Consider the following 12,679-nt stretch of genomic DNA (forward strand, 5'->3'; position numbering starts at 1 on the left):
CTGCGTTTTTCCCCGCCAAACGGTGCCGATTCGTCCGTTTGAAACGGTTTAAATGATTATTTTTTCCTGTTTTGCCAAATTATCCCGATGTGATGGCTTTGCAACGCTTGATAGATATCATGAAATTTCGTTCTGGTTTTTGTCTTGTTTGATTGAATTTGGAAAAAAATATTCCCGATACGGTGCTACATGGCCCGCGTGCTGGCACTCTTACGTAAATCCGCCGGCTCCTCCTTCACATCGGCGACGATTTTTTGACGTTGCGCTCGACGCGTTTCGTCATGAAACTCGATCCGAATGATTGCAATGGGAGGAGACATGGCAACCATCTCGATGAGAACGCTGGCGTTCGGCGTGTGCGCCTGCGCCATCGCCGCGCCGGCATTTGCCGGGGGACTGGAGCGCGGCGGATACAATATCGACCTGCTGTTCGATCCGTCGGATTATGCGCTGGAAGGCACGGCGACTTTCGTTATGCCCCAGCGCGGCGTCCACGGGGCGGTCGACAATCCCGAAAAGAGCGGCGGCAGCCTGCCGGGCAGTTGGTCGACGAAAGCCGACGACAGCGAAAACTACTGGTCTCCGCGCATCGGCGCGAAGGCCGTGATCGGCGATTTCGCCGACTGCATGGCCGACTATTCCGAGCCCTGGGGCGCGCATCTGAAGCCCGGAGAGTGGCAGGGGTCCAGCTACAATATCGAAACGGAAGTGAAGTCGCAGAACTATGCGGCGACCTGCCGTGTGAAGTTCGATGTTGGCAAGGGAACCTTCTCGGTCATCGGCGGCGCCTTCTATCAGGAGATCAGCGGCTTCAAGGACCGTCAGGTGATTTCGCCGGTCGCGCTGGGGCCGGCCTATCCTTCGTTGTTCAGCGGTGTCGGCACCCTGGACATGGAAGGTGACGGCTGGGGCTGGCGCGCCGGTCTGGCCTATGAGATCCCCGAGATCGCCTTCCGGGCGAGCCTGGTCTACAACAGTGCCGTCGATTTCGATCTGAGCGGAACGGTCGACCTGACCAGCGTTCCCGCCATCCCGACCCATCCGGTCCTGTCCATTTTCGGGGGAAGGGTCGTTCCGGTCTACGGGTCGGTCTCCATGCCCGATTCCGTCGAACTCAAGGTGCAGTCCGGCATCGCGCCGGACTGGCTGGCCTTCGGCTCGGTGAAGTGGACCGACTGGAGCCAGGTGCAGACCGTGCCGTTCTGCCCGGTCGGCATGTCGCCCTGCGTCGCCGGGGTCAGCGCCCTCAATACGCTCGATCTGTTCTACCGCGACGGCTGGACGGTTTCCGGCGGCATCGGTCACAAGTTCAACGACCAGTGGAGCGGCGCCGTCAGCCTGACATGGGATCGCGGTACCTCGACGGTGATTGGCACGCAGACCGACAGCTGGGTTCTCGGCTCGCAGGTCATCTATTCGCCGAACAGGAACCTCGAACTGAAGCTTTCCGGCGCTCTCGGCCTTCTGACATCCGGCAGTTCCGGTGCCGGCGCGCCCTGCAACGCGGGCTCGGCCCTGCCTGTCTGCGGCGACGAGGCGACCTACCGGTTCGGCAACGACCTCGTGGCGGCGATCTCGACCTCCGTAAAGGTCAAGTTTTGAGGCAGGCCGACTTGCCTTCGCAAGAGAGAGGAGCCCGGTACGTCTAAGCTCTAGCGTATTGACAAACCTTCTCCTTCGTCACCCTCGGGTTTAACCCGAGGGTCCACGCCGCACGCGGCGAGGTGGATGGTCGGGTCGAGCCCGACCATGACGAAAGGAAGCGATGAGCCTTTTGTCCAGCAGTCAGGAGCCCGGCAGGTCCGGGCTCTTTTCACGATGGAATTAGGAATACCCGCGCGCGATCCGGCCGCTTGCCCTCGGGCCACATCAGGGATGCGTCTGGAAATAGGTGCTTTTCTCCAGGGGTATCTTGCTCAGAAGGTGCATCACCTTCCCGGTGTCGATCCGCTCGACGCTGTGAATGCAGCCGTCGCGAAAGGCTATCCAGAGACGTTCGGTGTCCGGATCGAAATGCAGCGCCGCAATTCGTTTCGAGTGTACGGGAAGCATCAGCATGACGGTATCAGGCCGCATGGATGCGAAAATTGCAACTTCATCTTATGCGTTAGGTTAGCGGCGATAGTTAATGCGGCGCCCGCGGCGGCAAGGGTTTCGCGCCGCAAGGCATCCTTTTTCCCGGAGGGTGGGCACAGCGAAGGATGTCGTCTCGTCTTTTCGCGTTGCGCGCATTATATAGCGCTCGATACCGCCGCTTCGCCGGCAGCCGTTCGATTCCGATGTCTTCCCAGCCCGCCAAGGAGCCGCCCGTGACCGATTACGATTATGATCTCTTTGTTATCGGCGGCGGTTCCGGCGGCGTGCGCAGCGCCCGCCTCGCGGCCTCGCTTGGAAAGAAGGTCGCCGTGGCGGAGGAGTTCCGCTTCGGTGGCACCTGCGTGATCCGCGGCTGCGTTCCGAAGAAGCTCTATGTCTATGCCTCGCAGTTTCCGGAGCATTTCGAAGACGCGGCCGGTTTCGGCTGGCGCGTCGGCGAGACGGCTTTCGACTGGCCGGCGCTGGTTGCGGCGAAGGAGAAGGAAATCACCCGACTGGAGGGGCTTTACCGCAAGGGGCTGGAAAACGCGAAGGCCGAGATCGTCGAAAGCCGTGCGGTTCTGGCCGGACCTCACGAGGTGAAGATCCTGGCGAGCGGAAAAACCGTCACGGCGGAGCGCATCGTCATTGCCACCGGCAGTTCCAGCAATGCGAACAGGGAGATCACCGGCCATGATCTGTGCATTTCCTCGAACGAAGCCTTCGACCTGCCGGAATTGCCGAAATCGATCCTGATCGCCGGCGGTGGATACATCGCCGTTGAATTCGCCAACATCTTTCACGGTCTCGGTGTCGAGACCACGCTGATCTATCGCGGCCCGGAAATTCTCTCGCGATTCGACCACGATATGCGGCGCGGCCTTCAGGAGGCAATGGAGGCGAAGGGGATTCGCTTCCTGCTTTCCGACATCATCGAGACCGTGGAACGCGCTCCGCAGGGCGGGCTGCTGGCCCGGACGGCCCGGCAGATCGAAGTGACCGCCGATCAGGTGATGCTGGCCCTCGGCCGCAGTCCCAACACGAAGGGGCTGGGCCTGGAGGAAGCGGGCGTGGTGCTCGACGGACGCGGCGCGATCGTCGTCGACGAATATTCGCGGTCCAACGTGGCGTCGATCTGGGCGCTCGGCGACGTGACGGACCGGGTCCAGCTCACGCCGGTCGCGATCCACGAGGCCATGTGCTTCATCGATACCGAATACCGCGGCAAGCCGGTGAAGCCGGATCACGACCTGATCCCGACGGCCGTCTTCTCGCAGCCGGAGATCGGCACCGTCGGCCTGAGCGAGGAGGCCGCCGCCCGGCGTTTCCCCGAGGTCGAGGTCTACCGGGCGCAATTCCGTCCGATGAAGGCGACGCTGTCCGGCCGCCAGGAGAAGACGATCATGAAGCTGGTGGTCAATGCCGAAGACCGCAAGGTCGTCGGAGCGCATGTTCTCGGCCACGACGCCGGCGAGATGGCGCAGCTTCTCGGCATCATCCTGAAAGCCGGCTGCACGAAGGACGATTTCGACCGCACGATGGCCCTTCATCCCTCGGCGGCCGAGGAGCTGGTGACGATGTACAGCCCGAGCTACGTGATCAGGAACGGGGAAAGGCAATGAGCGCAGGCGCCGGGCGCGTCCGCACTGCTTTCTGGCCCGCGAACAGATCCGCGTTGGTTTTCAGGAGCGCGGCCAGCCGGTCGAGCGCCGTGCGGACCTCCGGGCGCTGACGGTCGTCGTCGTTGACCGCCAGCCAGAGCGAATGCGTCAGCTCCTCGATCGGTTCGCCGTCGCGCACGAGATCCGCTGAGGCATCGCCGATGAAAACCGGCAGGACGCCGCGTCCGGCTCCACCCGCGATCAGCTTCTCGACGATGTCCGGCGCGTTGGTCCAGGTATGAATCTGCGGCTCCCGGTTCCGGAAGACCCATTTCTCCGGATCGGAGGTGGCAGATTCCGTGCCGACCGATATCCACGGCAGGTCCGCGCGGGCGTCGTCGCCGGCCGGGCGATAGGCTGCATAGCGGACGGTGACGGATTTTCGAACGGCGAAGTTTCCGTTTGCCGGCGGTTCGGCGCGCATCGCGATCATGCCGTGGCGGAACGTCAGGTCCTCGTCCGGTGTAAAGCGTTTGCAGCACAGCCGGAACGCATCGTCGGGGCCGCGTATGGCGCTGGCGTTTTCGGCGACGAAGCCGACGAGCCAGTGATCTTCTCCGGCGACCGAGACGATGGGCAGCGTGAAGGCCTCGTCATGCCAGCGGGCGATATCCGCCACCGTCCTGCGCATGGACTGAACATGGTCGAACAGCGTGTGACCGTCCGGCGCCAGCGCATAACCCTGCTGGCTGCGCACGAACAGCGCCCGTCCCATCATGCGCTCGAGCGCGAGCATCCGGCGGCCGATGGTCGGGGCGCTGATGCCGGTGATCGCGGCAGCACCCGAAAGACCCCGTTGCGATGCGACGTGGAAAAACAGTTTCAGATCGTCCCAATCGACTTCCTTCACGGCGGTTTCTCCTGATTGCCGGACGGATCATAGCGCAGCCTGCGGCAAAACGCATCGTTCACCGATGAAACGGGCGTTTCATCCGCCGGTCTACGCCTGCTGCGCGCTCCGTCTTATGTCTGCCGTTCATGTAACCGTGAACGGAGGCAGAGGAATGGCACCCGAATGGATGAAGGCGATGGAAGCGGTGCGCGGGCCGCGCGGCCGGGCGGGATTGGCCGATCCCCTGGAAGCGGCCGAGTGGAACGGGCTCCAGTGGATCGCCGGCTTTCTGGCCCGGCTGACGCGCATCCACCTGACCCGTAGCGATGCCGCGCAAACCGCGCAAACCTGCTTGGTGGATCGCCGCGGACTTCCTATCTGACAGCATGCCGGCTTTTCAGGTTCCGGCCTAGCCAAGGGCGCAGCAAAGGTTTATAAGCCGCGCCCTGAAGGCGAGGAAATATTGACTTCCTGTCGAACGGAAGCTTGGAGAAAGCATATGGCACAGAATTGGTCCCCGGCAAGCTGGCGCGCCAAGCCGATCAGTCAGGTTCCCGATTATCCGGATGCGGACGCACTCAGGGCGACCGAACAGCGTCTTGCGGGTTTTCCGCCGCTCGTTTTCGCTGGTGAGGCCCGCCGCCTGAAGAAGGCGCTGGCCGGCGTGGCCGAAGGCAATGGCTTCCTGCTTCAGGGCGGCGATTGCGCCGAAAGCTTCGCCGAGCACAATGCCGACCAGATCCGCGATTTCTTCCGCGTCTTCCTGCAAATGGCCGTCGTTCTGACCTTCGGCGCGCAGCAGCCGGTGGTGAAGGTCGGCCGCATCGCCGGCCAGTTCGCCAAGCCGCGCTCTTCGCCGAACGAGACGCAGAACGGCGTTTCGCTGCCGTCCTACCGCGGCGACATCGTCAACGGCATCGAGTTCACCGAGGAAGCGCGCATTCCCGCGCCGGAGCGCCAGGCGATGGCGTACCGCCAGTCGGCCGCGACGCTGAACCTTTTGCGCGCCTTCGCGATGGGCGGCTATGCCAACCTCGAGAACGTGCATCAGTGGATGCTGGGATTCGTCAAGGACAGCCCGCAGGCGGAGCGTTACCGCAAGCTTGCCGTCCGCATCACCGAGACGATGGACTTCATGCGCGCCATCGGCATCTCGTCGGAAACCAACCCGAACCTGCGCGAAACGGATTTCTTCACCAGCCACGAGGCCCTGCTGCTCGGCTATGAGGAAGCGCTGACCCGCGTCGATTCCACCTCCGGCGACTGGTATGCGACGTCCGGCCACATGATCTGGATCGGCGACCGCACCCGCCAGCCGGACCACGCGCATGTCGAATATTTCCGCGGCATCAAGAACCCGATCGGCCTGAAGTGCGGCCCGTCGATGACGGCCGACGGTCTTCTGGAACTCATCGACATCCTCAACCCGGCCAACGAGCCGGGCCGGCTGACGCTGATCTGCCGTTTCGGCCACGACAAGGTTGCCGAGCACCTGCCGCGCCTCATTCGCGCCGTCGAGCGCGAGGGCCGCAAGGTCGTCTGGTCCTGCGACCCGATGCACGGCAACACGGTGACGCTCAACAGCTACAAGACCCGTCCGTTCGAGCGCATCCTGTCAGAAGTCGAGAGCTTCTTCCAGATCCACCGCGCCGAGGGCACGCATCCGGGCGGCATCCACATCGAGATGACCGGCAAGGACGTGACCGAATGCACCGGCGGTGCCCGCGCGGTTTCGGCCGACAATCTCTCCGACCGTTACCACACGCATTGCGACCCGCGCCTCAACGCGGATCAGGCGCTTGAACTCGCCTTCCTTCTGGCCGAGCGCATGAAGAGCGGCCGTGACGAGAAGAAGATGGCCGTCAACGCCTGATCGTCCCGCAAGGACGGTCCTCATCGAACGAAAAGGCCGGTGGAGCGATCCGCCGGCCTTTTCGTATTGACAATCCGTCTCCTTCGTCACCCTCCGGCTTGACCCGAGGGGCCACGCCGCAAGCGCCGCGGTGGATGGTCGGGGTCCCGGCCCGGCCGTGACGGAAGAGAGCGATACGCCCTTTGTCAGTAGTCTGAGGGCAGTGGATCGCTCCACCGGACTTTGCCGCCTTTCTGCTATGCGCCGCTCAGGTTCCGGCGGATTCATTGACCCTGAGATGGGAGGGGAAGAAGCGATCGAGCGCGTATCCCTTGCCGAACATCAGGTCGTATTGAAGCAGGCGCAGGTTTCGGATGGTTTCGTCCTCGCCGCCGCGGTTCCAGTCGACGACGGGCGTGCCGTCGCGCCGCAGCAGCATGTGCCGGTCGATGACGGCGTATTTCTCGTGCGCGCGGCCGAGAACGCCCGTGTAGTAGGGATGCTCGAAGCCCGCCATTTTCAGGGTGAAGAACGGAAGGAAGGACGGGCTGACGACGCCCGCGCGCCTGATGCCCGCCCGCGAAGACCAGATCATCAGCGGCGTTTCGCGGCCCTTGCGCAGCGTCTCGGGTTCGGCATTCCGGCTGGGCACGGGAGCCGGCAGCATGCCGGACTGCACATAGGCGGCGCCGAGCGGCGGCAGATGGTCGCCGAAGAAGACGATGATCGTCTCGCGCTTGCGGCGCTTGGCCCAGTCCATCAGCTTGCGCAGGCTGTCGTCGGCTTCGCGCACGCCTTGCGCATAGGTCGAGACGGCGGCGTGGGCCGCCGCCGACAACGGGCCATCGACCGAAATCGTGTTCTGCCGGTAGCGGTTGGGCTCGTAGGGGCCGTGCCCCTGAAGCGTGACCGCGAACATGAAGAACGGCCGTTCCTCCTGACCGTCGGCCTGACGCATCATTTCTTCCGTGAAGTCCTCGTCGGCGGCGAACATGCCGCGCTTGGAGAAGGCGGGAAGGTTTTCCTGCGAGAGGAAGGCTTCGAACCCCATATGGTTGTAAACCGCGTCGCGGTTCCAGAACCAGCCCTGGAACGGGTGGAGCGCCAGCGTCGTATAGCCTTCTCCCCGGAAGAAGGTCGCCAGCGAGGGCAGGGAGCCGCGAATATATTGCTGGTAGGGAATGGAGCCGGCCGGCAGGAAGGCGTTGGAAAAACCCGTCAGCGCCTCGAACTCGACATTCGAGGTCATGCCGCCGAATTCGGGCGAGAAGACGTTGCCGGACTGATGGCGGCGCATCCATGCCAGCGGATCGGGCGTCAGGGCGACCGTGCCGAGGCGGGTCGGGTCCCACAGCGATTCGCTCATGATCATGATGACGTCCGGCTTGCCGCTGCTCCTGCCGGCGATGGCCGGCATGCGGGCGGGAATGGCGTCGATGGCTTCGGCGCCATAGCCGGCGGGCGATCCGATGGACGCCATCGGCAGGTTCAGCGTGAAGGCCAGCAGGAAGCCGTTATGACGGTAGTTTTCCGCCTGGTCCCAGATGATCGGGATGATGCCGAGGCGGTCGCGGGTTCGCGAGATTTCGCGATAGTCCATGATCGCGGCGAAGCCGGCAAGCAGCGGCAGCGCGATCGCGACGCGGACCATGCGCGAGCGGAAGCCGAGGACCGGCAGGCGCGGGCGCACCCTGATCCATGCGAAGGCGAGGGCAGCGACCAGTGCGACAATGCCCGCGGCGGTGCCGGCGGCGGCCACCGGGCGGGACTCGACCATCGCCGGCAGCAGTTCGAAGATCTGGCGGGCGCCGAAGGGCAGGTCGGAGGGATAGAGCGGATCGGAGAGATAGATGCGCTTCTGGCCCGAAACGAAGGCGAGGACGAGCAGCGGCGGAAGAACGGTGAGCAGGGACAGGAAAAGCCGCCCGAACAGCGCATCCGCAAGCAGCAGCAGCAGGAAGACGACCATGACCGCGGTCGGTCCCGGCCGGTGCGATGCGGTGAAGAAGGTGGTGATATCTCCAACGCCGAGACGGGCGGCGACTTCCATAGCCAGAACGGCCGCGAATGCGATCATCAGCGGCATGCCATAAGGGAAGGCAAGCCGGCCGGCGAGGGCATAGACGGCCCGCCGCGCCCTTGTCAGCATGACCGGACGTCCGACGGCGACCACTGTCGCAAATCTGGATTCAGACATTGGGAGACTCCGGCGCTGCATGATGAATCAAATTTTCAGGACTGTCACATAACTGTCATGAACCGTAAATGAACCCTTTTGTCGTCACACTTTTTCGCTATCTCGACAGGAATCTGAGAGGGGCCGTCCGCCGGTTCTTTCCCGCGAGGCCGTTGCGGAGATACCGGGCTCGCGCTAAACGAATGGCATGAGCACCGATCACACCATTCCCCAGACGCTGCGGATCGCGATCGCGCAGCACAATCCAACGGTTGGCGACATTGCCGGCAACCTCGCAAAGGCTCGCGAGATCAGGGCGGACGCCGCCCGGCAGGGGGCCGATCTCGTGCTGTTCACCGAGCTGTTCGTTTCCGGCTATCCGCCGGAGGATCTGGTCTGCAAGCCGTCCTTTCTGGCCGCCTGCCTCAGGGCTGTGGAAAGCTTCGCGGAGGATACGGCCGACGGAGGGCCGGGCGTCCTCATCGGCTTCCCGCGCCAGGGCGATGCCGGCCGTCATAATTCCGTCGCGGTGCTCGACGGCGGCAGGATTGTCGCGGTCCGCGACAAGGTCGACCTGCCGAACTACGGCGAGTTCGACGAGAAGCGCGTCTTCACCGAAGGGACGATTTCCGGTCCTTATAATTTCCGTGGCGTCCGGATCGGCATTCCGATCTGCGAGGAAATCTGGAACGATCTCGGCGTCTGCGAGACGCTTGCAGAGGCGGGTGCCGAAATCCTGCTGGTGCCGAATGGTTCGCCCTACTATCGCGGCAAGCTCGACGTCCGCTATCAGGTGGCGCTGAAGCAGGTGATCGAGAGCGGCCTGCCGCTCGTTTTCGCCAACCAGGTCGGCGGACAGGACGAACTCGTGTTCGACGGGGCGAGCTTCGGTTTCAATGCCGACAGGTCTCTGGCCTTCCAGATGGGCCAGTTCGAAGCAGAGCTTTACGTTACGGAATGGAGCCGCCGCGCCGATGGCTGGCGCTGCGAGCCGGGCCTCATGTCACGCATTCCGGAAGGTGAAGAAGCCGATTACCGCGCCTGCATGCTCGGTTTCCGCGACTACGTGAACAAGAACGGCTTCCGCAACGTCGTGCTCGGCCTCTCCGGCGGCATCGACTCGGCCCTCTGCGCGGCGCTCGCGGTCGATGCGCTGGGCGCGGAACGGGTGCGCACGGTGATGCTGCCCTATCGCTATACGTCGGATGAATCGCTGAAGGACGCCGAGGACTGCGCCAACGCGCTCGGCTGCCATTACGACGTGGTGCCGATCTCCGAGCCGGTGGAGGGGTTTTTGTCCGCGCTGGCCGACCTTTTCGAGGGCACGGACGAGGGCATCACCGAGGAGAACCTGCAAAGCCGCGCGCGCGGCACCATTCTCATGGCGATCTCCAACAAGTTCGGCTCGATGGTGGTGACGACGGGAAACAAGTCGGAAATGTCGGTCGGCTATGCGACGCTCTACGGCGACATGAACGGCGGCTTCAATCCGATCAAGGACCTCTACAAGATGCAGGTCTATGCGCTTTCGGCCTGGCGCAACAAGCATGTGCCGCCGGGAGTGCTCGGCCCCTCCGGCGAGGTCATCCCGCACAACATCATCTCGAAGGCGCCGTCAGCCGAGTTGCGGCCGAACCAGACGGACCAGGATTCGCTGCCGCCCTATCCTGCGCTGGACGACATTCTGGAATGCCTGGTGGAAGGCGAGATGTCGGTGGAGGATGTCGTTGCGCGCGGTCACGATATCGTGACGGTCCACCGCATCGAGCATCTGCTTTACCTTGCGGAATACAAGCGCCGCCAGTCGGCCCCGGGCGTGAAGATCACGAAGAAGAATTTCGGCCGCGACCGGCGCTACCCGATCACGAACCGCTTCCGGGATCGCTGATCGGCCGTCCCTTGCGGATCGCGCGCGAATATGCCCATATCCGCGCGTCAGGTGCCCGCTTGCGAGCGGGAGAATCGGGAATCCGGTGCAAACCCGGAACGTGCCCAACGCTGTAAGGGTTGATGTTCGCCGCACGGATTCGTCCGTGACCGCCACTGGCCGCAGGCCGGGAAGGCTGCGGCGAGCAGAAGACGCCCCAGTCAGAAGACCGGCCTGGCGAGATGGACCGGACCCGCGCGGACGGCGGGAGGTCGTGCATTGTGGGGATAGACGATGCAGCCAGACGACAAGCATGCCCTTGCGCATGCCGGTCCCTTTTCCGATGATGAGCGTGCGGCGGTTTACCGCGCCATCGAAACACGCCGCGACGTGCGGGGCCAGTTCCTGCCTGAACCGTTGCCGGATGCCTTGGTGAAGCGCCTTCTGGCCGCCGCCCATGCTGCGCCTTCGGTCGGCTTCATGCAGCCGTGGAACTTCATCCTGATCCGTGACGGGGAGCGCCGCTGCCGTCTGCGGGAGGCCTTCGAGCGGGCCAACCGCGAGGCAGAGGCGATGTTTCCCGACGAGAGGCGAGCCCTTTATCGCAGCCTGAAACTGGAAGGGATCCGCACGGCGCCGCTTTCGATCTGCGTCACCTGCGATCCGGCGAGAGGCGGCGGGGTCGTCCTCGGGCGAACGCATAATCCCCGCATGGACGTCTATTCGACGGTCTGCGCCGTGCAGAATCTCTGGCTCGCGGCCCGGGCCGAAGGGGTTGGGGTCGGATGGGTCAGCATCTTCCGCGACGAGGATGTGCGCGCCATTCTCGGCATTCCGCCCCATGTCGAGATCGTCGCGCTGCTGTGCGTCGGATTCGTCGACCGGCTCTACCGCGAACCGGAGCTTGCGGTGAAGGGGTGGCGCCAGCGTCTCGATCTTGCCGATCTGGTTTTCGAGGAGTGCTGGGAAGACCGCGCGGGCAATCGTGCCTCCGAGCCTTGAGCGGACAGGATCAGGCTACGTTCACTGCCCGTCTGCCGGCGCGTTGCCGGGCTGGAGGCCGCTAGGTGCGTTTGGCAGGAATTGCGGGCCGACGACGCGGACCCTGCTGTTGGCGGGATCGTAGGGGCGCTCGGGCACCGTTGCCTGGGACGCAGCGGTGACGGGCGTGGCGGCCGGCTCCTTCGGCTTCGTTTCGATGATCGGGCGCAGGCCCGCTTCGATCTTCGGGTGTTCGGACGAATCTCTGTCCGCATCGATGGTCGAGAAGCCGGCGCTATCGGATCCGCAGCCGCAGATCGGCTTTTCGCCGGGCATGCGGTTGCGATAGGCGAAGGCGCTCGGCAGGGCGCGATAGGGCTCTCCCGTGGTGGCCGAGACCATGTCGGAACTCTCGCTGCCGGTCAGGGAATGGTAATAGAGCCGGGTTTCCGCCGCCGGGCACATGCGGTTGCAGATCGCGGAATCCCGCTGGAAATCCGCCGTCGAGGCATTGGACGAGATCGGGAAGAAGGCACCGTCGCAGGTGCGGACGCACATGGTGCGCAGGTCGCCGGCCGTGCCGCCGCCGGGCGAGGGAATGCGGGTGAAGAATTCGCTTTCCTCTTTTTCTTTTTCGACCGGTTGCGGCGTGACGAAGGATGCGTCCCGCACGAAGCCGTCGCAATCGTTGTCGCGCAACGCGGCGAGGATGCGCCGGCGCTCCTGCGAGCCGCTGGTGAGGTTGCCCTGAAGCGCCTGCCGCTGGCTTTCGAGGGCGCGGCGGTTTTCCTCCATGTCGGCCAGCGACGCCTGGAGTTGGTTGCAGGCCGCCTTGTTGTTGCCGCCGAAAAAGACGATGGAGCCGCTGGAACAGCCGTAGCGCTGAAGATCGCCGCGCACCTTGCGGATGTTCATGGTCTGGCGGGTGAGCGCGTTGGAAAACCTGCGGATTTCTGCCGTGTTGCCGGTGACGCTGCGGACCTGGTTCAACTGGTTGCGCAGGATCTCGCACTGGCTGGCGCTGACGGCCGCCGGCGCGAGCACGCAAAAGACAGGCAAGAGCAGGGCGGCAATCAGCGGCTTTGTACGCATGGGTCGTATCCGATGAATGTTTCCCGGTGCGCTCCAACGCCTGGCGCAACCTCGACTGGCAGCGAATGATAAAGAAACGGACGGCATGTGCCAAGCACAGCCGTCCGCTATCGTTAATATCCGCGGGTTTCCCACGCCGGCT

Annotated in this window: 10 protein-coding genes and 1 riboswitch; of the genes, 6 read left to right on the forward strand and 4 right to left on the reverse strand. The window is 63.9% G+C overall.

Features of this window, described 5'->3' with window-relative positions:
• Positions 1-318: 318 nt before the first annotated feature.
• Positions 319-1,602: an outer membrane protein transport protein gene (locus tag NOF55_RS10405; RefSeq protein ID WP_306411307.1), complete on the forward strand. Its 1,284-nt coding sequence runs from the start codon at positions 319-321 to the stop codon at positions 1,600-1,602.
• A gap of 267 nt (positions 1,603-1,869) precedes the next feature.
• Here NOF55_RS10405 and NOF55_RS10410 read toward each other — a convergent pair whose 3' ends face one another.
• Positions 1,870-2,058 carry a hypothetical protein gene (locus NOF55_RS10410; protein ID WP_306411308.1) on the reverse strand — a complete coding sequence of 63 codons (189 nt, stop codon included), beginning with the start codon at positions 2,056-2,058 and terminating at the stop codon, positions 1,870-1,872.
• 251 nt (positions 2,059-2,309) lie between these two features.
• Between NOF55_RS10410 and gor the strand changes: the two genes are divergently transcribed.
• Complete coding sequence (gene gor / locus NOF55_RS10415) at positions 2,310-3,698, forward strand: glutathione-disulfide reductase (protein ID WP_306411309.1); 1,389 nt, start codon at positions 2,310-2,312, stop codon at positions 3,696-3,698.
• On the opposite strand, the gene NOF55_RS10420 is transcribed toward gor, so the two are convergent.
• Positions 3,676-4,587, reverse strand: a complete 912-nt coding sequence (locus NOF55_RS10420) for a LysR family transcriptional regulator (RefSeq protein ID WP_306411310.1) — start codon at positions 4,585-4,587, stop codon at positions 3,676-3,678. The genes gor and NOF55_RS10420 overlap by 23 nt on opposite strands.
• A gap of 154 nt (positions 4,588-4,741) precedes the next feature.
• Here NOF55_RS10420 and NOF55_RS10425 point away from each other — a divergent pair, with 154 nt between their 5' ends.
• Complete coding sequence (locus NOF55_RS10425; RefSeq protein WP_306411311.1) at positions 4,742-4,951, forward strand: hypothetical protein; 210 nt, start codon at positions 4,742-4,744, stop codon at positions 4,949-4,951.
• A 117-nt stretch (positions 4,952-5,068) separates the two neighbouring features.
• Entirely contained in the window at positions 5,069-6,442 is a 1,374-nt protein-coding gene (locus NOF55_RS10430) for a class II 3-deoxy-7-phosphoheptulonate synthase (protein ID WP_306411312.1), read from the forward strand.
• Positions 6,443-6,689: 247 nt separating this feature from the next.
• Here NOF55_RS10430 and NOF55_RS10435 read toward each other — a convergent pair whose 3' ends face one another.
• Positions 6,690-8,618, reverse strand: coding sequence for an LTA synthase family protein (locus NOF55_RS10435; protein ID WP_306411313.1), 1,929 nt, complete (start codon positions 8,616-8,618; stop codon positions 6,690-6,692).
• Between the two features lie 187 nt (positions 8,619-8,805).
• Between NOF55_RS10435 and NOF55_RS10440 the strand changes: the two genes are divergently transcribed.
• Complete coding sequence (locus NOF55_RS10440) at positions 8,806-10,485, forward strand: NAD+ synthase (RefSeq protein ID WP_306411314.1); 1,680 nt, start codon at positions 8,806-8,808, stop codon at positions 10,483-10,485.
• A gap of 32 nt (positions 10,486-10,517) precedes the next feature.
• A riboswitch (cobalamin riboswitch) is annotated at positions 10,518-10,716 on the forward strand.
• 42 nt (positions 10,717-10,758) lie between these two features.
• Positions 10,759-11,466, forward strand: a complete 708-nt coding sequence (bluB, locus tag NOF55_RS10445; protein WP_306411315.1) for a 5,6-dimethylbenzimidazole synthase — start codon at positions 10,759-10,761, stop codon at positions 11,464-11,466.
• Between the two features lie 21 nt (positions 11,467-11,487).
• Here bluB and NOF55_RS10450 read toward each other — a convergent pair whose 3' ends face one another.
• A complete protein-coding gene (locus NOF55_RS10450; RefSeq protein WP_306411316.1) occupies positions 11,488-12,537 on the reverse strand; it encodes a DUF2865 domain-containing protein in 1,050 nt (349 codons plus the stop codon).
• Between the last annotated feature and the right edge of the window lie 142 nt (positions 12,538-12,679).

Source organism: Ectorhizobium quercum (assembly GCF_026552795.1).
Lineage (GTDB): Bacteria > Pseudomonadota > Alphaproteobacteria > Rhizobiales > Rhizobiaceae > Ectorhizobium > Ectorhizobium quercum.

What these genes read in the sequence shown, in the direction of transcription:
- NOF55_RS10405 (WP_306411307.1), top strand. Translation starts at nt 319, where the DNA reads ATGGCAACCATCTCGATGAGAACGCTGGCGTTCGGCGTGTGCGCCTGC.
- NOF55_RS10410 (WP_306411308.1), bottom strand. Translation starts at nt 2,058, where the DNA reads ATGCTGATGCTTCCCGTACACTCGAAACGAATTGCGGCGCTGCATTTC.
- NOF55_RS10425 (WP_306411311.1), top strand. Translation starts at nt 4,742, where the DNA reads ATGGCACCCGAATGGATGAAGGCGATGGAAGCGGTGCGCGGGCCGCGC.
- NOF55_RS10430 (WP_306411312.1), top strand. Translation starts at nt 5,069, where the DNA reads ATGGCACAGAATTGGTCCCCGGCAAGCTGGCGCGCCAAGCCGATCAGT.
- NOF55_RS10435 (WP_306411313.1), bottom strand. Translation starts at nt 8,618, where the DNA reads ATGTCTGAATCCAGATTTGCGACAGTGGTCGCCGTCGGACGTCCGGTC.
- NOF55_RS10440 (WP_306411314.1), top strand. Translation starts at nt 8,806, where the DNA reads ATGAGCACCGATCACACCATTCCCCAGACGCTGCGGATCGCGATCGCG.
- bluB (WP_306411315.1), top strand. Translation starts at nt 10,759, where the DNA reads ATGCAGCCAGACGACAAGCATGCCCTTGCGCATGCCGGTCCCTTTTCC.
- NOF55_RS10450 (WP_306411316.1), bottom strand. Translation starts at nt 12,537, where the DNA reads ATGCGTACAAAGCCGCTGATTGCCGCCCTGCTCTTGCCTGTCTTTTGC.